Source organism: Pseudomonas sp. 32_A (genome assembly GCF_017490905.1).
Classification (GTDB): Bacteria; Pseudomonadota; Gammaproteobacteria; order Pseudomonadales; family Pseudomonadaceae; genus Aquipseudomonas; species Aquipseudomonas inefficax.
On record NZ_JAFGYI010000036.1, the window covers coordinates 19,146 to 40,130 of the forward strand.

Annotated in this window: 19 protein-coding genes; 11 read left to right on the forward strand and 8 right to left on the reverse strand. The window is 64.0% G+C overall.

Annotated features, from left to right (window positions below):
- Positions 1-24: 24 nt before the first annotated feature.
- The 7 genes from glpE to J5M58_RS19860 all read right to left on the reverse strand — a co-directional run bounded on the left by glpE (position 25) and on the right by J5M58_RS19860 (position 7,793).
- The gene (gene glpE / locus J5M58_RS19830; protein ID WP_112251542.1) at positions 25-354 is read right to left on the reverse strand and encodes a thiosulfate sulfurtransferase GlpE; all 330 of its coding nucleotides are present in this window, start codon (positions 352-354) and stop codon (positions 25-27) included.
- A gap of 14 nt (positions 355-368) precedes the next feature.
- Positions 369-1,235 (reverse strand): symmetrical bis(5'-nucleosyl)-tetraphosphatase, encoded by an 867-nt coding sequence (locus J5M58_RS19835; protein WP_207879284.1) that lies wholly within the window; start codon positions 1,233-1,235, stop codon positions 369-371.
- Complete coding sequence (apaG, locus tag J5M58_RS19840) at positions 1,235-1,615, reverse strand: Co2+/Mg2+ efflux protein ApaG (protein ID WP_012270198.1); 381 nt, start codon at positions 1,613-1,615, stop codon at positions 1,235-1,237. Before apaG ends, J5M58_RS19835 begins: the two co-directional genes overlap by 1 nt.
- Before the next feature lie 287 nt (positions 1,616-1,902).
- The gene (gene rsmA / locus J5M58_RS19845) at positions 1,903-2,703 is read right to left on the reverse strand and encodes a 16S rRNA (adenine(1518)-N(6)/adenine(1519)-N(6))-dimethyltransferase RsmA (protein WP_028699058.1); all 801 of its coding nucleotides are present in this window, start codon (positions 2,701-2,703) and stop codon (positions 1,903-1,905) included.
- Positions 2,700-3,689, reverse strand: a complete 990-nt coding sequence (pdxA, locus tag J5M58_RS19850; RefSeq protein WP_112251548.1) for a 4-hydroxythreonine-4-phosphate dehydrogenase PdxA — start codon at positions 3,687-3,689, stop codon at positions 2,700-2,702. The genes rsmA and pdxA overlap by 4 nt, the downstream gene beginning before the upstream one ends.
- Positions 3,686-5,005, reverse strand: a complete 1,320-nt coding sequence (locus J5M58_RS19855) for a peptidylprolyl isomerase (RefSeq protein ID WP_112251550.1) — start codon at positions 5,003-5,005, stop codon at positions 3,686-3,688. Before J5M58_RS19855 ends, pdxA begins: the two co-directional genes overlap by 4 nt.
- Positions 4,986-7,793: an LPS-assembly protein LptD gene (locus tag J5M58_RS19860; RefSeq protein WP_207879286.1), complete on the reverse strand. Its 2,808-nt coding sequence runs from the start codon at positions 7,791-7,793 to the stop codon at positions 4,986-4,988. The genes J5M58_RS19855 and J5M58_RS19860 overlap by 20 nt, the downstream gene beginning before the upstream one ends.
- Positions 7,794-7,923: 130 nt before the next feature.
- On the opposite strand from J5M58_RS19860, the gene J5M58_RS19865 reads away from it, so the two are divergent.
- Genes J5M58_RS19865 through J5M58_RS19875 form a run of 3 tightly spaced genes read left to right on the forward strand, consistent with a single transcriptional unit; the run spans position 7,924 to position 10,380 of the window.
- On the forward strand, positions 7,924-8,943 hold the full coding sequence (locus J5M58_RS19865) for an aminoglycoside phosphotransferase family protein (RefSeq protein WP_112251554.1): 1,020 nt from the start codon (positions 7,924-7,926) through the stop codon (positions 8,941-8,943).
- The gene (gene murU / locus J5M58_RS19870; protein ID WP_207879288.1) at positions 8,940-9,611 is read left to right on the forward strand and encodes an N-acetylmuramate alpha-1-phosphate uridylyltransferase MurU; all 672 of its coding nucleotides are present in this window, start codon (positions 8,940-8,942) and stop codon (positions 9,609-9,611) included. Before J5M58_RS19865 ends, murU begins: the two co-directional genes overlap by 4 nt.
- A 1-nt stretch (position 9,612) precedes the next feature.
- Positions 9,613-10,380, forward strand: coding sequence for a TerB family tellurite resistance protein (locus J5M58_RS19875; RefSeq protein ID WP_207879291.1), 768 nt, complete (start codon positions 9,613-9,615; stop codon positions 10,378-10,380).
- A gap of 126 nt (positions 10,381-10,506) precedes the next feature.
- Here the strand turns inward: J5M58_RS19875 and J5M58_RS19880 are convergent, their stop codons facing one another.
- Complete coding sequence (locus J5M58_RS19880; protein ID WP_207879293.1) at positions 10,507-11,499, reverse strand: alpha/beta hydrolase family protein; 993 nt, start codon at positions 11,497-11,499, stop codon at positions 10,507-10,509.
- Positions 11,500-11,593: 94 nt separating this feature from the next.
- Here J5M58_RS19880 and J5M58_RS19885 point away from each other — a divergent pair, with 94 nt between their 5' ends.
- From J5M58_RS19885 to J5M58_RS19920, 8 genes are all read left to right on the forward strand, one after another.
- Positions 11,594-13,981: a transporter substrate-binding domain-containing protein gene (locus J5M58_RS19885; RefSeq protein ID WP_207879295.1), complete on the forward strand. Its 2,388-nt coding sequence runs from the start codon at positions 11,594-11,596 to the stop codon at positions 13,979-13,981.
- 7 nt (positions 13,982-13,988) lie between these two features.
- Positions 13,989-14,621: a response regulator transcription factor gene (locus J5M58_RS19890; protein ID WP_170929296.1), complete on the forward strand. Its 633-nt coding sequence runs from the start codon at positions 13,989-13,991 to the stop codon at positions 14,619-14,621.
- A gap of 295 nt (positions 14,622-14,916) precedes the next feature.
- Positions 14,917-16,041, forward strand: a complete 1,125-nt coding sequence (locus J5M58_RS19895; RefSeq protein ID WP_112251565.1) for an ABC transporter ATP-binding protein — start codon at positions 14,917-14,919, stop codon at positions 16,039-16,041.
- A gap of 40 nt (positions 16,042-16,081) precedes the next feature.
- Entirely contained in the window at positions 16,082-17,116 is a 1,035-nt protein-coding gene (locus J5M58_RS19900) for an ABC transporter substrate-binding protein (protein WP_112251567.1), read from the forward strand.
- 61 nt (positions 17,117-17,177) lie between these two features.
- Positions 17,178-18,425: an ABC transporter permease gene (locus J5M58_RS19905; RefSeq protein WP_013970602.1), complete on the forward strand. Its 1,248-nt coding sequence runs from the start codon at positions 17,178-17,180 to the stop codon at positions 18,423-18,425.
- Positions 18,426-18,436: 11 nt separating this feature from the next.
- Positions 18,437-19,264 (forward strand): ABC transporter permease, encoded by an 828-nt coding sequence (locus J5M58_RS19910; RefSeq protein ID WP_013970603.1) that lies wholly within the window; start codon positions 18,437-18,439, stop codon positions 19,262-19,264.
- 194 nt (positions 19,265-19,458) lie between these two features.
- Entirely contained in the window at positions 19,459-20,133 is a 675-nt protein-coding gene (gene rpe, locus J5M58_RS19915) for a ribulose-phosphate 3-epimerase (protein WP_027917448.1), read from the forward strand.
- Complete coding sequence (locus J5M58_RS19920; RefSeq protein WP_133970105.1) at positions 20,130-20,948, forward strand: phosphoglycolate phosphatase; 819 nt, start codon at positions 20,130-20,132, stop codon at positions 20,946-20,948. Before rpe ends, J5M58_RS19920 begins: the two co-directional genes overlap by 4 nt.
- Positions 20,949-20,985: the final 37 nt, after the last annotated feature.

Below are 20,985 nucleotides of genomic sequence, written 5' to 3' on the forward strand. Positions count from 1 at the left end.
CGGGCTGCAGTAAAAATGAAAAAATTATTCGGCAGTGCCTTGGGCAGTCTCGGCCGGGTAAGTGGCGCGCCACAGCTCAAAGCCGCCGTCGACGCTGTATACGTCCGAGAAGCCCTGGTTCACCAGATAGGCCGCGGCGCTCTGGCTGGAATTGCCGTGATAGCACACCACCAGGGTCGGGGCATCAAGGTCGGCATTGCGGATGAACTCGGCGACCGAATGGTTATCCAGATGCTTGGCACCGGTGATGTGGCCGGCGGCAAAGGCCTGCGGGTCGCGAATGTCGACGACTACCGCACCTTGCGCGCGCAGGGCCAGGGCCTGATCGGGAGGGATGCGCTTGAATTCGCTCATGGGTACGGCTTCCTTCAGTTTTGATCGTTCAGTGTAGGCGTTTGGCTGGGGAGGCGTAAGTTGCCGTCGTCGCTGCAGTCACAGCGGTGGTATTCGCCGCTGTCGACGTTGTACAGGGTCATGGCACCGCCCCACACGCAACCGGTGTCCAGGGCAATGATGCCAGGCTCGTCGACCTGCCCTTGCAGGGCGGCCCAGTGGCCAAAGATGATTTTCACGTGGCGTGAGCGGCGACCCTTGTGTGCATACCACGGCTTGTAGCCTTTGGGGGCGGTATCCAGGCCTTCCTTGCTCTTGAGGTCGAGCTTGCCCTCGGCGGTGCAGAAGCGCATGCGCGTGAGGTAGTTGGTGATGACCCGCAGGCGCTCGATACCGCTGAGGTTCTTGCTCCACTTGTTCGGCTCGTTGCCGTACATGCCGTCCAGGTACAGTTTCAGGCGCTCGTCGTCGCGCAGCACTTCCTCGACCTCGGCGGCCAGCTCCAGGGCTTTGCCCAAGGTCCATTGCGGTGGAATGCCGGCGTGAACCAGGGCAATGCCACGAGGTTCGTCGTAATGCAGCAGTTTTTGCTGGCGCAGCCAGTGGAACAGCTGGTCGGCGTCCGGCGCTTCGATGATTTCGCGCAGTGTGTCGCTTTTCTTCAGGCGTTCGACATTGTGCCAGGCGGCCAGCAGGTGCAGGTCATGGTTGCCCAGCACGCACACCAGCGACTGGCGGATCGAATAAAGGAAGCGCAGGGTTTCCAGCGACTCGGGGCCGCGGTTGACCAGGTCACCGACCAGCCATAGACGATCGACGGCGGGGTTGAATTTGACCCGTTCGAGCAGGCACTTGAGTGGTTGCAGGCAGCCCTGCAGGTCACCGACGGCGTAGGTAGCCATCAGTGCAGCGCCCCGGGCACCGCCAGGCGGAAGGGGGCGATCTCGGCATCGAAGCGTTTGCCGTCTTCGGCGAACATCTGGTAGCTGCCCTGCATGGTGCCCACGCGGGTGCTGATGACCGCGCCGCTGCTATAGGTATGGCTCTGGCCTGGGTCGATATTGGGCTGCTGGCCGACCACGCCGGCGCCACGCACCTCCTCGACCTCACCGTCACCGTTGGTGATCAGCCAGTGGCGCGACAGCAGCTTGGCCTTGAGCGAGCCATTGTTCTGCACGGTGATGGTGTAGGCGAAAGCGAAACGACTGTTTTCGGGGTCGGATTGTTCTTTGAGGTAGCGGGTCACGACGCTGACGTCGATCTGATAGCGGGGGTCGGACATGCAAGGGCCTTGGGCGAACTGACGCAATGATGCAGTCTAGGCCATTGGGAGGGGGGAGGGCCAGCGCCATCCTGATCGGCTGGCGCGGTCAGTTGTAGGAGCGGCCTTGTGTCGCGAAAGGGCCGCTGAGCGGCCCCGGCGATATCTGCAGCGAGGCTGAAAGTCTGGGGCCGCTGTGCGGCCCTTTCGCGATACAAGGCCGCTCCTACAAGGGGCCACACAGATTTCAAGGATTGTGCAATTCCTGTGGGAGCGGGTTTACCCGCGAAGAGGCCGGTACAGGCGAATCAGGCTTGCTGATCGGCCAACTGGTCAGCCAGGCGCACGAATGCGGCCAGGTCCAGCTGTTCAGGGCGCAGGCTGCCGTCCACGCCGGCAGCTTCGATGGCCGCGCTGTCGAGCAGGCCTTTCATGGTGTTGCGCAGGGTCTTGCGGCGCTGGTTGAAGGCTTCGCGTACCACCTGCTCCAGCAGTTTTGCATCCTTGGCCGGGTGTGGCAGCACTTCGTGCGGCACCAGGCGGACGATGGCCGAGTCCACTTTCGGCGGCGGGTTGAAGGCGCCGGGGCCAACGTTGAACAGGTGCTCGACCCGGCAGTGGTACTGCACCATGATCGACAAACGCCCCCAGTCACCACCACCCGGGCCGGCGGCCATGCGCTCGACCACTTCCTTCTGCAACATGAAGTGCATGTCGCGGATCAGCCCGGCATGGCTGAGCAGGTGGAAGATCAGTGGGGTGGAGATGTTGTAGGGCAGGTTGCCCACCACCTTGAGGCTGCGCGGTGGCACGCCCAGCTGGTTGAAGTCGAACTTCAGGGCGTCGCCCTGGTGCAGGCGGAAATTGCTGCGGTCGGCGAACTTGTGCTGCAGGATCGGCACCAGGTCCTTGTCCAGTTCCACCACGTCCAGCTGTGCCCCGCTGCCCAGCAGGCCTTCTGTCAGGGCGCCCTGGCCGGGGCCGATTTCCAGCAGATGTTCGCCGGCCTTGGCATTGATGGCACGCAGGATGCGGTCGATGATGCCGGCGTCGTGCAGGAAGTTCTGGCCGAAGCGCTTGCGCGCCCGGTGTTGGTATTGCTCGTTCATGGTCGGTTCTCGGCCATCTGGTAGGCGGTTTCCAGCGCGACGCGCAGGCTGCCGGTGTCGACCTTGCCGGTGCCGGCCAGGTCCAGGGCGGTGCCGTGGTCTACCGACGTGCGGATGATCGGCAGGCCCAGGGTAACGTTGACCGCAGCGCCGAAGCCTTTGTACTTGAGTACGGGCAGGCCCTGGTCGTGGTACATCGCCAGCACCGCATCGCAGTGCTCCAGATATTTGGGGGTAAACAGGGTATCGGCCGGCAGCGGCCCGCGCAGGTCCATGCCTTCGGTGCGCAGGCGGGCCAGTGTCGGCTCGATGATGTCGATTTCTTCGCGGCCCAGATGGCCACCCTCGCCCGCGTGCGGGTTGAGGCCGCACACCAGGATGCGCGGGTTGGCAATGCCGAACTTGTCGCGCATGTCGGCATGCAGGATACGGGTTACACGCTCGACGCGCTCGGCAGTGATGGCGTCGGCAATGTCGCGCAGCGGCAGGTGCGTGGTCACCAGGGCCACGCGCAGGCCCCGGGTAGCCAGCATCATCACCACTTGCGCGGTGTGGGTCAGTTCGGCAAGGAATTCGGTATGCCCGGAGAAGGCGATACCGCTTTCGTTGATCACGCCCTTGTGTACCGGGGCGGTGATCATCCCGGCGAAATGCCCGTCCAGGCAACCTTGCCCGGCACGGGTCAGGGTTTCCAGCACGAACGACGCATTGGCCTTGTCGAGCTGGCCTGGCACTACCGGGGCCGCCAGAGCGGTATCCCAGACGTACAGGCTACCCGCTGGTGCCGGCTGCTCGGGCCATTGGCCCGGCGCTACCGGCAGCAGGTTGACGGCCAGCCCCAGCTGCGTGGCCCGCTCGGCGAGCAGGTCACGGCTGGTGATGGCGATCAGGGGGTGGGGCTGGGCGTCTGCGGCGAGCAGCAGGCACAGGTCGGGGCCTATGCCGGCCGGCTCGCCGGGGGTGACGGCGAAGCGCAGGGGCTTCACTGGGCGGCCTGGTCAGCGCCAGGCAGCTTGATTTCAACGTAGGCTTCGTCGCGGATCTGGCGCAGCCAGGTCTGCAGCTCTTCGTCGTACTTGCGGTTGCGCAGTACGTTCATGGCCTGTTGCTCACGCGCCTGCTCGGTGCTGTCGGTGGCGCGACGGCCCAGCACTTCCAGGACATGCCAGCCGTACTGGGTCTTGAACGGACGGGTGACTTCGCCTTGGGCGGCGTTGGCCATCTGCTCGCGGAACTCCGGTACCAGGCTGTTCGGGTCAACCCAGTTGAGGTCACCGCCGTTGAGCGCCGAACCCGGGTCTTCCGAGAAGCTCTTGGCCAACTCGCCGAAGTCTTCGCCGTTCTTGATGCGCTCGTACAGGCGCTCAGCCAGTTGCTCGGTGGCCGCCTCGCTGCGGATTTCGCTCGGCTTGATCAGGATGTGGCGCACGTGCACTTCGTCACGCAGCACGTTCTCGCTGCCACCGCGCTTCTCCTCGAGCTTGAGGATGATGAACCCGTTGGGGATGCGGATCGGCTGGGTGATTTCACCTACCGGCATGCTGCTGAGCATCTTGGCGAAGTCCGGTGGCAGCTGGCCGGCTTTACGCCAGCCCATCTCGCCGCCTTCCAGGGCGTTTTCGCTGGCGGAGCGGGCAATGGCCATCTGGCCGAAGTCCGCGCCCTGCTTGAGCTGCTGGTACACCTCGCCAACCTGGCGCGCAGCGGCCTGGATTGCTTCCGAGTTGGCCGCCTCCGGGGTCGGGATCAGGATGTTGGCCAGGCGGTACTCTTCCGACATCTGCATCTTGCCCAGGTCGGAATTGAGGAAGTTCTTCACTTCCTGCTCGGACACCTGGATACGCTCGGCCACGCGGCGTTGACGCACGCGGCTGATGATCATCTCGCGCTTGACCTGTTCGCGGGCGTCATCGAACGACATGCCGTCACGGGCCAGGGCGGCGCGGAACTGGTCCAGCGACATGCCATTGCGCTGGGCAATGGTGCCCATGGCCTGGTTCAGTTCTTCGTCGGTGATGCGGATGCCGGAGCGCTCGCCGATCTGCAGCTGCAGGTTCTCGACGATCAGGCGTTCCAGCACCTGCTGGTCCAGCGCACCGGCAGGCGGCATGCCGCCGCCGCGCTTGGCGATGGTTTGCTGAACCTCGCGGACACGCTGGTCCAGCTGGCTTTGCATGACCACGTCGTTGTCGACGATGGCCACCACGCGATCAAGAGGTTGCACCGCGGCATGCACCGCGCCACTCAGCAATGCAACGCCCAGCAACGCCGGGCGCAGTCGATCAATAAGCTTGGTCTTCACGTTCACGGTAACCTTGAATGCCTTGGTCGAGGAAAGATTCGACCTTGTTGCCGACTACACCACCGAGGCCTTTCAGGACGATCTGAAGGAAGATGCCGTGGTCGCCTTTTTCGTTCTGCGGAAGAGCCTGGCTGAAGTCGTCGTAGTCGATCCAGTAACGGTTGATCAGGCGCAGCTTCCAGCAGCAGTTGTCGTACTCGAAACCGCCCATGGCTTCCAGGGTGCGGTTGCGGTTGTAGTCATGCTGCCAGCGAGCGATCACGCTCCACTGCGGAACGATCGGCCAGATGACCGAGAAGTCATGCTGCTGGATCTTGTAGTAGTCCTTCACGTAGTTAGGGCTGCCCGGGGTGCCATAGTCGCCGCCGCCCACTTTCCAGGTACCGGTCGTGGAGTCGTAGGCGATGGTGTCGTTACGGTAGCGATAACCGAGGTTGACCACCTTGTTCGGGTTGTCTTCAGGCTGGTAGTGGAACATCGCGCTGCCCGAGCGCGGGCTGCGGGTGTCCGGGTCCCAGTTGTAGGTTGAGTTGAAGCGCCAGTCGCGGTTGAAGTAGTAGTTGTACAGCAACGCGTACGGCGATACGTCGGACTGCGAGTCGGTGCGGGTGCGATAGTCGATACCCGGCAGTTGGACTTTACGGTCCTTGAAGTAGTACGCCTGGCCGATGCTGAAGTTCTGGCGCTCGAAGCCGTTTTCTTCGATCCAGCGCGTGGTCACGCCCAACGACAGCTTGTTTTCGTCGCCAACACGGTCGGTGCCGCTGAAACGATTTTCGCGGAACAGAGAGTCATAGCTGAACAGCGTTTCCCCCGTGTCGAAAAGCGGGATGTCCATCTGGTCCTTGTACGGGACGTAGAGATAGAACAGGCGCGGTTCGAGGGTCTGCTTGTAGTTCGTGCCGAACAGAGAAGTGTTGCGGTCGAAGTACAGGCCGCTGTCGACGCTGAAGATCGGGATATCGCGGTTCTGGGTGCTCGAGAAGTCGCCGCGCAGATCACGGGTGGCTTGCGTAGCACGGGCTAGGTCGCCCTTGCCTTCGCTGTCCAAGTCCAGATCGTAATGGGTGTACATGTAGGTCAGCTTGGGCGTGACGTAGCCGTAGCTGGCATCCATCGGCAGGCTGATTGACGGCGCGAAGTTCAGACGGGTGCCGTTCGCCCTCGCGAGGCCAAAGATGTTCTCGTCAAGACGCTGACCGTTGGCTCCGGCAGTGGTGTCCAGGTCGCCGTTTTCGTTGAAGACTGGACCTGTTTTCAAGTCGCGATCAAAGCGCACGGCTTCGGTCTTGTAACCGAAGTCGAAGCCTCCCGGATGGTACGGCAACATACCATTGAAGGTAACCTGCGGCAGGCGATCATACGGGGTGATCTTCGAGATGGTCGCCATCTCGTAGGCATGCACATTAAGGCGCGCCGTGTAGCTGTCACCACGGTAGGTCAGTGCGCCCTGCTGGTTGAGCAGGTCTTTGGACTCAACCCCAATCTGATCGGACTCCAGATCCTGGAAGTAGAACGGATCGCTGATGTCGGTGTAGTCCACTTCAGCCATCAGGCGCTCGTCCAGCCCGCCCTTGTGCTGCCAGTTGACCATCCAGCGCTGCTCTTTGTAGTCAGTCTGGTCTTTGCGGTCGTCGTTCTTGTCGTTGAGGTACGCAGCACCGAACTGGCCTTCGCTGGAAGGCGTCAGGTAGCGGAACTCGCCTTCCATCAGCAGGCCGCGCTTGGTCATGTAGCGCGGGTACAACGTGGCATCGTAGTTCGGTGCCAGGTTGAAGTAGTACGGCGTGACCAGCATGAAGCCGGTATCGCTGGTGCTGCTGAACGATGGCGGCAGGAAGCCGGACTGGCGACGGTCGTCGATCGGGAAGTAGATGTACGGTGTGTAGAACACCGGGAAATCCTTGACCCGCAGCGTGACGTTGGTCGCGGTACCGAAACCGGTGGCCGGGTTCAGGGTGATGTTGTTGCCCTTCAGCTGCCAGGCGTTGCTGCCCGGTTCGCAGGTGGTGTACGTACCGTCCTTGAGGCGGATGATGGCGTTCTCGCCACGCTTGGCGTACAGGGCACTGCCGCGGATGTGCGACTTGTGCATCACGTATTCGGCGTTGTCGACCTGGGCTTCGCCCGTGTCGAGCTGGATCTGTGCCTCGTCACCGACCACCAGCGAACCGTTGTCACGGATCTTGACGTTGCCCTTGAGCTCGCCACGGTTTTCGGTCTGGTAGAGGTTGGCCTCGTCGGCCTCGGCCTGCATGCTGCCTTGGCGCATCACCACATCACCGGCGAGGGTAGCGATCTGCTGCTCCTGCTGGTACTTGGATACCTTGGCGTTGATGTAGGTCGGCGACTCGTCCTTCGGCGTGGTGTCGGCCATGCCTGGGCGGGTTGGCTCGATGTACGCGCCACCGCAGTACGGGCCGGTTTCGGCCAGCTGTGCGGCGGTGAGCTTTTCACGCGGAACCCAGTCCAGGTGGCTGTAGTCTTCGCTACGCGACTTCAGGCCACGGCCTTTGGCCTCGGTGACCAGCATAGGCCGGTCCGCGGTTTCGCCTTCGCTTGCGGCTTCGGTGCCGGTGCTGACAGCAGCACCCTCGTGCACCGGGCGCGGCGGCAGGTTGTTGGCTGGGGTCTTGGGCTTGCAGTCCCAACCACCGGAGGCGGACACTTGGCAGTCAAACTGTTCGGCTGCCACCACGTAAGACGTGGCCAGAGGTTGCAGGGCCAGCAGACCGCCGGTTACCAGCAACGGAAACTTTCTACGAAACGCGGGGGATTTCAATGCCATCTTATTAGTCCGGGCTTCCTGCGTGCCATCTGCCCGCGTGTGGGGCCGCACGCCTCTCGATGGTCTGAAAAAGATGCTGGATAATAAAGCATGACCCGCTTGACGGCTAGGGCCGTCGGAGACCCTTGTAATGCCTGAACACGATGTACGCCTGCAACAACTGACGGTCTGGCTCGATGAGCAGCTCAATGATCTTTTCCGGAAAAACGCCTGGGGCGATGTCCCCGCAGGCAGCCTGACCGCGGCCAGCAGCGATGCCAGCTTCCGTCGTTATTTCCGCTGGCAGGGCGCCGGCCACAGCTTCGTGATCATGGATGCGCCACCGCCGCAGGAAAACTGCCGACCGTTCGTCGCCATCGACCACCTGCTTGCCAGCGCCGATGTGCACGTGCCGCTGATCCACGCCCAGGACCTTGAGCGTGGCTTCCTGCTGCTGGGTGACCTGGGCCACCAGACATACCTTGATATCATTGATGCAGACAACGCCGACGGCCTGTTCGCCGATGCCATCGACGCGCTGCTGGCGTTCCAGCGCCTGCCGATGGACGCACCGTTGCCCAGCTACGACGATGCGCTGCTGCGCCGTGAGGTCGAACTGTTCCCCGAGTGGTACGTGGGCCGTGAGCTTGGCCTGGCCTTCAGTGATGCCCAGAAAGCCACCTGGCAACGAGTCAGCCAGCTGCTGATCGACAGCGCGCTGGCCCAGCCCAAGGTGCTGGTGCACCGCGACTACATGCCGCGCAACCTGATGCAGAGCACACCCAACCCAGGCGTGCTGGACTTCCAGGATGCCGTATATGGCCCTGTCACCTACGACATCACCTGCCTGTTCAAGGACGCCTTCCTCAGCTGGCCGCAGGCGCGGGTCGAAGGCTGGCTGCGCGACTACTGGCAGAAGGCACAGGCTGCCGGCATCCCGGTGCAGGCCGACTTCGAGGCGTTCCAGCGTGCCAGTGACCTGATGGGTGTGCAGCGCCACCTGAAGGTGATCGGTATTTTCGCCCGTATCTGCCACCGCGACGGCAAACCCCGTTACCTGGGCGACGTGCCGCGCTTCTTCGCCTATATAGAAGAAGTGATCAGCCGCCGGCCCGAATTGGCGGAGCTGGGTGAGCTGATTGCCGAGTTGCAGGCCGGAGCGCGTGCATGAAGGCAATGATTTTGGCTGCGGGCAAAGGCGAGCGCATGCGCCCGCTGACTCTGCACACCCCTAAACCGCTGGTCCCGGTCGCCGGTCAGCCACTGATCGAGTACCATCTGCGGGCCCTGGCTGCGGCAGGCGTGACCGAGGTGGTGATCAACCACGCCTGGCTCGGCCAGCAGATCGAGGACCACCTGGGTGACGGCAGCCGTTTCGGCTTGAGCATCCGCTATTCGCCCGAAGGCGAGCCGCTGGAAACCGGCGGTGGCATCTTCAAGGCCCTGCCATTGCTGGGTGATGCGCCGTTTCTGCTGGTGAACGGCGATGTCTGGACCGACTACGACTTCACGCGACTGCTGGCCCCACTGCAAGGCCTGGCCCACCTGGTGCTGGTCGATAACCCTGGCCATCACGGCCGTGGCGACTTCCGCCTGGTGGGCGAGCGGGTGGTCGATGGTGACGATGCGCCTGGCACGCTGACCTTCAGCGGCCTTTCGGTGCTGCACCCGGCGCTGTTCGAAGGCTGCCAGCCTGGCGCCTTCAAGCTGGCGCCGTTGCTGCGCCAGGCCATGGCTGCGGGGCAGGTCAGTGGTGAGCACTACCGTGGGCACTGGGTGGATGTCGGTACGCTCGAACGCCTGGCCGAGGCCGAGCGCCTGATCGGCGAGCGCGCCTGACATGTGGTGGCCAAGCACGGTGATTGGTGCCGGTGCCGGCTTTGCGGTTGCCAGCATTCCCGGGGCCTTGCTCGGCGCGTTGCTTGGGCAGGCCATGGACCGCCGCCTGCGTTTGCAGGGCTGGGAGGACATGCGTGAACGCCTGGGCGGGCGCCCGGCCTTGCAGGATGACGAGTTGCTGTTCGTGATGCTCGGCCGCCTGGCCAAGTGCGATGGCCGGGTGGGCGAGCAGCATATCCAGCAGGCGCGTCAGGAGATGGTGCGCCTGGACCTGGCCGAAGCGGCCCGGCTGCGCGCGATTGCCGCGTTCAACCGTGGCAAGGCGGGCAAGGACCGGCTGGGTGGGCACCTACGGCGCATTCGCCAGCAGCCGCATGCGGCCGAGGGCACCCTGCGTGCCTGTTGGCGCATGGTCTGGGCCGACGGCAAGATGGGCAACAAGGAGCGAGAACTGCTGCTGGACTGGGGGCAGAAACTGGGCCTGAGCCGGCGGCAGGTACAGTCCATGTCGCTGGAGTACGAGCCACGCAAGGCGGCGGTTCCGGAAGGGGTCGCCATGACCTATGCGGCGGCCTTGCGCTTGCTGGCGGTAGAGGCGGATACCGATGGCGACAAGGTCAAGCAGGCGTATCGTCGGCTGGTCAGCCGGCACCACCCGGACAAGCTGGCGGGCACTGGTGCCAGCGAGGCGCAGGTGCGTGAAGCGACCGAGCGGACCCGTGAGCTGCATCAGGCTTATGCCATGATCCGCAAGCGGCGGGGGCTTTGATGGCCTGCGCGGTAGCTGTAGGAGCGGCCTTGTGTCGCGATGGGGCGCGTAGCGGCCCCAAGTAGTCAGCTTCCCAACAGATACCGCTGGGGCCGCTTTGCGGCCCATCGCGACACAAGGCCGCTCCTACAGGCTCATCCACCCCCGCACCCGGCGGAACAGTTGCTCTTGCTCGGCCGCCTTGTTCCCCGGCATGGCAATCAGCGACAACTGCCGGTACTGGCTGTCCTTCTGCCGCTTGCTGGCCTGCAGGCGCTGCGCGGCTGCATTGCGGTCCGCGCTGCGGGTGGCGTAGTAGATGTCGGCAGTCGGCACTTTCAAGGTCGGCGCCAGGCTTTCCAGGTCATGCTCCACCCGCGCTGGCGTCTGCGCGGCGACCATCACCAGTTTCTGCACCTGCGGTGGCTGTTTCTCGCTCAGGTAGCGGGCCGCCCAATATGCGCCGCTGCCATGGCCAATCAGCACGATGCTGCGGGCGTTGTGCTGCTGGGCAAAGGCCACCGCAGCATCCAGTCGGGCAAAAACGCGCTCGGCATCGGCCGGGTCGGTTTGCTCGCTGGCCTGTTTGGCGTCAGTGCTCTCTGCGGTGTCTGCATCGGCTGCCGTAGCCTGGGCGACGTTGGCATTGGCATCGGCCGGCACATCCTTGGCCGGGGCGCTTTCGCCCTTGTCTGGCTCCGGCTCGGCAGCCGGCTTGGCCTCGACCCGCGCCTGCGGGCTGTCGGCCAGCAGGTCGGGCAGGCTGATGCTCAGGCTGTGCCAGCCGACATCGGGGAACTTCTGCCGCAGCGGGCCGACCGCGTTTGGCCAGTCAGCCGTTTCGCCAGCCCCTGGGACGATGATGACCGCCCCCTGTGGATCGCTGTCGTTGGCCGGCTTCCACAGGGCCAGGAAGTTGTCGGCGCCGGCTTGCAGCGTCTGCTGTTCGGCCTTGGGCACCAGCCGCTCGAGCGCCTGGGCATCCTCCTGGCTACGCTCCAGCAATGGTGGGCGAGGGGCTTGGACAGCGGGTGCCTCGGTGCTGGTGGATGGTTTTTCGGCATCGGCGGCCAGGGCGCCGATTGGAAGGATCGAGGCCAGGCAGCACATTGCCAGCGTCGTGCGATAAAGTGTGGACATGAGTCAACCCAGGGCCAGAATGATACCGGCAGCCTAATAGTATTTGCCCGTGACGGCCATGCTGCATGGCCGCTTTGCCAAGACGAGCGTGTAGATGAAGCGAGTGCGTCGCCTGTTGGTTATCGGCTGCTTGTGGCTGCCCTTGATTGCATTAGCCAGGCCCGAGGCCGTGCCCACGGTTGCCCTGGAACCTGCCCAGCAGCAATGGCTGGATACACACCGCAGCCTGCGTGTCGGCCTGGTGTTGCAGGCGCCCTACGCTCAGTTCGACCGGCGCCTGCAGCAGCTGTACGGGGCCAACGTGGAACTGGTGAGCAGCCTGGCGCAGGCGCTGCGACTGGACCTTACCTGGCGCAACTTCGCTGACCAGGCCAGCCTTGAGCATGCCCTGCAGGCCGGTGAAATCGACTTTGCCCCGGGGCTTACCCAGACTCCCGCCAGCCTGCGTCTGTGGCTGTTCAGCGACCCGTACATGCGCGTGCCGCAACTGGTGGTGGGGCCGCGCACCGGGAACATGGCCGTGGAACTGGAAACGCTCGAGACCGAGCAGCGGGTGGCGGTGCGCATGCCCAGCCAACTGGCGGACTACCTGCGCGGCAACTACGGCAACCTCAACCTGCAAGGGGTGCCCAACGAGCGCGAGGCCCTGCAACTGGTGGTGGGCGGCCAGGCCAGTTTCGCGGTGCTTGATGAAGCCCAGCTCAGCCGCCTGTCGCGCGAAAGCGAGTTCGGCGAGCTGGCTGTGGTCGGCGATATCGGCCTGCCGCAACTGTTGCGTATCGGTTCGAGGCGCGACTGGCCGCTGCTGGCCGATGTGCTCGAGCGTGGCCTGCAGGCGCTGCCGGCCAAGGAGCTGGAGCAACTGCACCAGCGTTGGCTGCAGCCAAAGTACCCGCGTCTGAGTGAGTCGACGGGTTTCTGGCAGAACCTGGCCTTGCTGTCCGCCATGCTGCTGTTGTGCGCGCTGGCCACCCTGGTGTGGCAACGTCGGCAGCAGCGCCAGCTGGAGCGCAGCCTGCTGGCGACGCGCGAAAGCCTGGTGGAGCGGCAAGTGCGTGAAGAAGCATTGCGCCTGAGCCAATTCGCCATCGACCAGAGCACTGTGGGTATCCTCTGGGTCAACTGGGACAGCCACGTACGCTACGCCAACCATGCCGCCGAACGCATGCTGGGCTACGGCGAAGGCGCGCTGCTGGAGCGGCCGCTGAGCGACTTTGAACCCAGCCTGACTATGGACCGCTGGCTGGAGCTGTGGAAGGGCGCGCGCACCGGTGCGGGCGGTGTCGGCCAGTTCGAAACGCAGTGCCGGCGGGCTGACCACAGCCTGCTGCCGGTCGAGCTGTCGCTGAGTTTTCTGCGCTTTCGTGACTCCGAATACCTGGTGGTGTACCTCGCCGATGTCACCGAGCGCCACCGCGCCCTGGCGGCCCTGCGCGAAAGCGAGGCGCGGCTCAAGGGCATTGCCGGCAACGTGCCGGGGCTGGTGTTCCGCCTGGAGCGCGACCCGGCTGAGGGCGACCTGGAATTCCCTTACATCAGCGAGGGCAGCGAGGCCTTGGTGGGCTATTCGCCCAGCGAGATCCAGCACCCGCAGATGGGCCTGCGCAATCTGGTACATCCCGAGGACCGCGCCGATTACCACCGGGTACAGGACCTGGCCCTGGCCAGCGACCAGGACTGGTCCTGGCAAGGGCGCATCCTCACCCGCCAGGGTGAGCAGCGCTGGGCCGACATCAAGGCCAGTACCCGGCGCCTGGGCAATGGCCAGGTAGTGTGGGACGGCGTGGTGTGGGACATCACCCAGGGCAAGCGGGCCGAGCTGGCGCTGGCCAGGTCCCAGGAGCAGTTGCGCGAACTGTCGGCCCACCTGGAGAGCGTGCGTGAAGAGGAAAAGGCCCGCATCGCCCGGGAAGTGCACGATGAACTGGGGCAGATGCTGACTGTGCTCAAGCTGGAGGTGTCGATGTGCGAGCTGGCCTTCGCCGAGCTGGACCCGGGCTTGAACGAGCGGCTGGCCAGCATGAAGCGCCTGATCGCCCAGCTGTTCCAGTTGGTACGCGACGTGGCCACCGCCTTGCGACCGCCGATTCTCGATGCCGGCATCGCCTCGGCCATCGAATGGCAGGCGCGGCGTTTTGAAACACGCACGCAAATCCCCTGCCTGGTGCAAGTACCGGATAATCTGCCAGCATTGAGCGACGCCAAGGCCACCGGGCTGTTCCGTATTCTCCAGGAGGCGCTGACCAACGTGATGCGCCATGCCCAGGCGCACAGCGTGGAAATCGAACTGGTGCGTGAGCACGGGCAATTGCGCATGACTGTCAGCGACGATGGCCAGGGCTTTTGCCGCGACCAGCCCCGGCCCACCTCGTTCGGCCTGGTAGGGGTGCGTGAGCGGGTGCTGATGCTGGGCGGCAGCATGGCGCTGGACAGTGAACCGGGCGAAGGCACCAGCCTGAGCGTAGCCATACCGTTGGAGTAGGAGAGCGATCGTGATTCGAGTGTTGGTGGCCGAAGACCACACCATTGTCCGTGAGGGCATCAAGCAGTTGATTGGCCTGGCCAAGGACATGCAGGTGGCGGGGGAGGCCGGTAACGGCGAGCAGTTGCTGGAAACCTTGCGCCATACGCCGTGCGAGGTGGTACTGCTGGATATCTCGATGCCGGGTGTGAATGGCCTGGAGGCTATCCCACGGATTCGCGCGCTGCACGACGCCCCGGCGATCCTGATGCTGTCGATGCACGATGAAGCGCAGATGGCGGCGCGGGCGCTGAAGGCCGGGGCGGCGGGCTATGCCACCAAGGACAGCGACCCGGCGCTGTTGCTGACCGCGATTCGCCGGGTTGCCGCTGGCGGGCGCTATATCGACCCGGCGTTGGCCGACCGTATGGTCTTCGAGGTGGGCCTTACCGAGTCGAGGCCGTTGCACACGCTGCTGTCGGAGCGGGAGTTTTCGGTGTTCGAACGCCTGGCCCAGGGCGCCAACGTCAACGACATCGCCCAGCAGCTGGCGCTGTCGAGCAAGACCATCAGCACCCACAAGGCGCGCCTGATGCAGAAGCTGAAAGTGAACTCGCTGGCGGAGCTGGTGAAGTACGCCATGGAGCACAAGCTGGTCTGATTGCGACATGCACTTCCTGCGCCTGCAACGTGTCCCCTGTGGGAGCGGGTTTACCCGCGAAAGGGCCCGACCTGCCATGCGCGGTGCCTGGGCCGGCCTCTTCGCGGGTGAACCCGCTCCCACAGGGGGCGCCGCAGGCCTGAGGGGAGCATTCCAAACCCGCCATCTTTGTAGGGGAATCCCTACAACAAATCTTCCATCCGGATGATGGCATTCTCTCAGCACCCCCGATTTTCCGGCGCTTGCCGCTTGTCTAGTCTTTGTCTACGCAGTCATCCAACAAGAAGGTGCAGGCATGAGCGAGGCGAAGTCGAACGCTGCAACCAGCGAAACGCTGGTCAGCTTCCGTGGTGTGCAGAAGAGCTACGACGGCGAGTCGCTGATCGTCAAAAACCTCAACCTGGATATTCGCAAGGGCGAGTTCCTTACCCTGCTTGGCCCGTCCGGCTCGGGCAAGACCACCAGCCTGATGATGCTGGCCGGCTTCGAAACCCCCACCGCCGGTGAAATCCAGTTGGCCGGGCGTTCTATCAACAACGTGCCGCCGCACAAGCGCGACATCGGCATGGTGTTCCAGAACTACGCGCTGTTCCCGCACATGACCGTGGCCGAGAACCTGGCCTTTCCGCTGACCGTGCGCAACCTGAGCAAGACCGACATCAGTGAGCGGGTCAAGCGGGTGCTGAACATGGTCCAGCTCGACGCCTTCGCCAAGCGTTACCCCGGCCAGCTGTCAGGCGGCCAGCAGCAGCGTGTGGCCCTGGCCCGGGCACTGGTGTTCGAGCCGCAGCTGGTGCTGATGGACGAACCGCTGGGCGCGCTGGACAAGCAGCTGCGCGAGCACATGCAGATGGAGATCAAGCACATCCACCAGCGCCTGGGCGTGACCGTGGTGTACGTGACCCATGACCAGGGCGAAGCGCTGACCATGTCCGACCGGGTGGCCGTGTTCCACCAGGGCGAAATCCAGCAGATCGCCGACCCGCGCACGCTGTATGAAGAACCCTGCAACACCTTTGTCGCCAACTTCATCGGCGAGAACAACCGCATCAACGGCACCTTGCTCGCCAGTGACGGCAAGCGCTGCCAGGTGCAGTTGCCGCGCGGCGAGCGGGTCGAGGCGCTGGCGGTGAATGTCGGCCAGGCCGGCGAGCCGGTGACCCTGTCGATCCGCCCGGAGCGCGTGCGCCTGAACGGCCATAGCGAAAGCTGCGTGAACCGCTTCTCGGGCCGGGTGGCCGAATTCATTTACCTGGGTGACCACGTGCGGGTGCGCCTGGAAGTTTGCGGCAAGGGCGACTTCTTCGTGAAACAGCCGATTGCCGAACTCGACCCGGCCCTGGCCGTGGGCGATGTGGTACCGCTGGGCTGGGAGGTGGAGCACGCCCGCGCGCTCGATCCGATTGCCGAAGCCCATTGATGGATTGCTTCACCAACCCTGTACTGTGGAGAGAATAATAATGCGCAAGCAGTTGAAACTGACCGCCCTGGCCCTGGGGCTGTTCGCCGCCGGCCAAACCATGGCCGCAGACCTTACCGTGGTCTCGTTCGGTGGCGCCAACAAGGCGGCCCAGGTCAAGGCGTTCTACGAGCCGTGGGAAAAGGCCGGCAAGGGCAAGATCGTCGCGGGTGAGTACAACGGCGAAATGGCCAAGGTCAAAGCCATGGTCGACACCAAGAGCGTGTCGTGGAATCTGGTGGAAGTGGAGTCGCCAGAACTGGCCCGCGGCTGTGACGAGGGCATGTTCGAAGAACTCGACCCGGCCCTGTTCGGCAATGAGGCCGACTATGTGCCGGGTGCCATCCAGCCATGCGGCGTGGGCTTCTTCGTATGGTCCACGGTGCTGGCCTACAACGCCGACAAGCTGAAGACTGCACCGACCAGCTGGGCCGACTTCTGGGACACCAAGAAATTCCCGGGCAAACGCGGCCTGCGCAAGGGTGCCAAGTACACCCTGGAATTCGCCCTGATGGCCGATGGTGTGGCGCCGAAGGATGTGTACCAGGTGCTGGGCACCAAAGAGGGCGTGGACCGCGCCTTCAAGAAGCTCGACGAACTCAAGCCAAGCATCCAGTGGTGGGAAGCCGGCGCCCAGCCGCCACAGTACCTGGCCTCGGGTGACGTGGTCATGAGCTCGGCCTACAACGGTCGCATTGCTGCAGTGCAGAAAGAGAGCAACCTGAAGGTTGTGTGGAATGGCGGCATCTATGACTTCGACGCCTGGGCCATCCCGAAAGGTGCCAAGGATGTCGAGGAAGCGAAGAAATTCATCGCCTTCAGCGTGCAGCCTGAGCAGCAGAAGATCTACTCCGAGAACATCGCGTACGGCCCGGCCAATTCCAAGGCCGTGAGCCTGTTGTCGGATGATGTGAAGAAGGACATGCCGACCACGCCTGAAAACATTGCCAACCAGGTGCAGATCGACGTGGCCTTCTGGGCTGACAACAGCGAGCAGCTGGAGCAACGCTTCAATGCCTGGGCGGCGAAGAAGTAAAGGACCAGCGTAGGGGGCTGCGCAGCAGCCCCATCTTTCAGTTTGTATCGCGGAGTTCGCCATGGCCATTGCAGTGCCCCTCAAAGAAGGCGCAGGTCCAAGCCTCAAGCAGCGCCTCAAGCACGCCGAGCGGGTCAACCGCTGGAAGGCGCAGGCGTTGATCGCGCCGCTGGCGCTGTTCCTTTTGCTGGTGTTCCTGGTGCCGATCGCGGCGCTGCTGTACAAGAGCGTCGGCAACCCGGAAGTGGTCGGCGGCCTGCCGCGCACCGTGGGCGTCATCACCCAGTGGGACGGCAAGAGCCTGCCGGGCGAAGACGTGTACAAGGCGTTGAGCCAGGACCTGGCCGAATCGCGCAAGAACCAGACCCTGGGCGACCTTTCCAAGCGCCTGAACATGGAGCTGGCCGGTTACCGCAGCCTGTTGGCCAAGACCGCGCGGGCGCTGCCGTTCAAGAGCGAACCCGCTTCCTATAAAGATGCCTTGCAGGCCCTCGACGAGCGTTGGGGCGACCCGGCCTACTGGCAGGCGATCCGCCGCAACACCAGCACGGTCACCTCGTTCTACCTGCTGGCTTCGCTCGACCACCGTATCGATGACCTTGGCGAACTGGCCAAGGCCACCCCGGACCAGGCCATCTACCTGGACATCTTCGCCCGCACCCTGTGGATGGGTGTGGTGATTACCGCCATCTGCCTGGTACTGGCCTACCCGCTGGCCTACCTGCTGGCCAACCTGCCGACCCGGCAGAGCAACCTGCTGATGATCCTGGTGCTGCTGCCATTCTGGACCTCGATCCTGGTGCGGGTAGCAGCGTGGATCGTGCTGCTGCAGTCGGGTGGCCTGATCAACAGCGCGCTGATGGCCATGGGCATCATCGACCAGCCGCTGGAACTGGTGTTCAACCGCACCGGCGTGTACATCTCGATGGTGCACATCCTGTTGCCGTTCATGATCCTGCCGCTCTACAGCGTGATGAAGGGTATTTCGCCCAGCTACATGCGTGCGGCGATCTCGCTGGGCTGCCACCCGTTCGCCAGCTTCTGGCGGGTGTACTTCCCGCAGACCTACGCCGGGGTTGGCGCTGGCTGCCTGCTGGTGTTCATCCTGGCCATCGGCTACTACATTACCCCGGCATTGCTGGGCAGCCCGAATGACCAGATGGTCAGCTACTTCGTGGCCTTCTATACCAACACCAGCATCAATTGGGGCATGGCCACCGCGCTGGGCGGGCTGTTGCTGCTGGCGACCGTGCTGTTGTACTTGATCTATAGCTGGCTGGTCGGCGCCAGCCGCCTGCGCCTGAGCTGAGGAGCCTTGTCATGCTGAGCCCTTACATGTCGCCCGTGGAGCGGGTGTGGTTCTACAGCCTGCGCATTCTTTGCGGTTTGATCCTGCTGTTCCTCATACTGCCGGTGCTGGTGATCGTGCCGCTGTCGTTCAACAGTGGCAGTTTCCTGGTGTACCCGCTGCAGGGCTTCTCGCTGCAGTGGTACCAGGACTTCTTCGGCTCGGCCGAGTGGATGCGGGCCCTGAAGAACAGCATCATCGTCGCCCCGGCAGCCACGGTGCTGGCCATGGTGTTCGGCACCCTGGCGGCAATCGGCCTGACCCGTGGCGACTTCCCGGGCAAGTCGCTGGTGATGGCGCTGGTGATTTCGCCGATGGTGGTGCCGGTGGTGATCATCGGCGTGGCCAGCTACCTGTTCTTTGCCCCCCTGGGCATGGGCAACAGCTTCACCTCGCTGATCCTGGTGCATGCGGTACTGGGCGTGCCGTTCGTCATCATTACCGTGTCGGCGACCTTGCAGGGCTTCAACTACAACCTGGTGCGCGCCGCGGCCAGCCTGGGCGCCTCGCCACTGCTGACGTTCCGCCGGGTGACCCTGCCGCTGATCGCGCCGGGGGTAATTTCGGGTGCGTTGTTCGCCTTTGCCACGTCGTTTGACGAAGTCGTGGTGACACTGTTCCTGGCCGGGCCGGAGCAGGCGACCCTGCCGCGGCAGATGTTCAGCGGTATTCGCGAGAACCTGAGCCCGACCATTGCCGCGGCGGCGACCTTGCTGATTGCCTTCTCGGTGGTGTTGCTGCTGACCCTGGAGTGGTTGCGTGGGCGTAGCGAGAAGCTGAGGACCCAGCAGCCTGGTTGAAGGGGTGTTGCCTGTACCGGCCTCTTCGCGGCTAAAGCCGCTCCCACAGGATTTGTGCGGCTTTCGAGGCCTGCGCGGTCCCTGTGGGAGCGGCTTTAGCCGCGAAGAGGCCGGCACAGGTTGATGCTAATCAGCCTTCATCCGCTTCCCTGGGTTACAATGCGCGCCACCGTGATTCTGCCAACAGGTGCGCCATGCAGCCCTACGCTATTGCCCCCTCCATTCTCTCCGCCGATTTCGCCCGCCTGGGCGAGGACGTCGACAAGGTATTGGCTGCGGGTGCCGACATCGTCCACTTCGATGTCATGGACAACCATTACGTCCCCAACCTGACCATCGGCCCGATGGTCTGCACCGCCCTGCGCAAGTACGGTGTCACCGCCCCGATCGACGTGCACCTGATGGTCAGCCCGGTCGACCGCATCATCGGCGACTTCATCGAAGCTGGCGCCACCTACATCACCTTCCACCCGGAAGCCTCGCAGCACATCGACCGTTCGCTGCAGCTGATCAAGGATGGTGGTTGCAAGGCCGGCCTGGTGTTCAACCCGGCCACCAGCCTGGACGCCCTGAAGTACGTGATGGACAAGGTCGACATGGTACTGCTGATGAGCGTCAACCCGGGCTTTGGCGGGCAGAAGTTCATCCCTGGCACCCTCGACAAGCTGCGCGAAGCGCGTGCGCTGATCGACGCCAGCGGCCGTGATATCCGTCTGGAAATCGACGGTGGCGTCAACGTCAACAACATCCGCGAGATCGCTGCCGCTGGCGCCGATACGTTCGTTGCCGGCTCGGCGATCTTCAATGCCCCGGACTATCAGGAAGTCATCGCCAAGATGCGCGCCGAACTGGCCCAGGCCCGCCCATGAGTGGCTTCGAGCAGCTGTTCCCCGGGACGCTGCCCAGGCTGGTGATGTTCGATCTGGACGGTACCTTGATCGATTCCGTGCCAGACCTGGCCGCTGCCGTGGACCGGATGCTGCTCGAACTGGGGCGCCCGCCTGCGGGCCTTGCGGCGGTGCGCCACTGGGTGGGCAACGGTGCCCAGGTGCTTGTGCGCCGGGCACTGGCCGGTGGCATCGACCACGCTGGTGTGGACGATGCGCTGGCCGACCAGGCACTGGCGCTGTTCATGGACGCCTATGCCGAAAGCCACGAACTGACCGTGGTCTACCCCGGTGTGCAGGATACCCTGCGCTGGCTGCGCAAGCAGGGCGTGGAAATGGCCCTGATCACCAACAAGCCCGAGCGCTTCGTTGGCCCGCTGCTGGACCAGATGAAGATCGGCAACTACTTCCGCTGGATCATTGGTGGCGACACCCTGCCGCAGAAAAAGCCAGACCCTGCGGCGCTGCTGTTTGTCATGCAGATGGCCGGTGTTACCCCGCAGCAATCGCTGTTCGTTGGCGATTCACGCAGCGACGTGCTGGCGGCCAAGGCGGCTGGCGTGCAGTGCGTGGGCCTGACCTACGGCTACAACCACGGCCGGCCGATCCACGACGAATCCCCCAGCCTGGTGATCGACGACCTGCGCGCACTGTTGCCCGGTTGCGCAGACCCGGCCACTGGGATAACGTTGGCGGACCTTCAAGCCTCACAAGACAGAGAGTCCACCGTGGCGGTTACCGGCAAATTCTGGATGAAAGTCATCAAGGCCCTGGCCCGTTGGCGTTGGCGCGCCTGACTTCCGCCTGCCGGCGCGTGCCGGCCCGTCCGTTTGC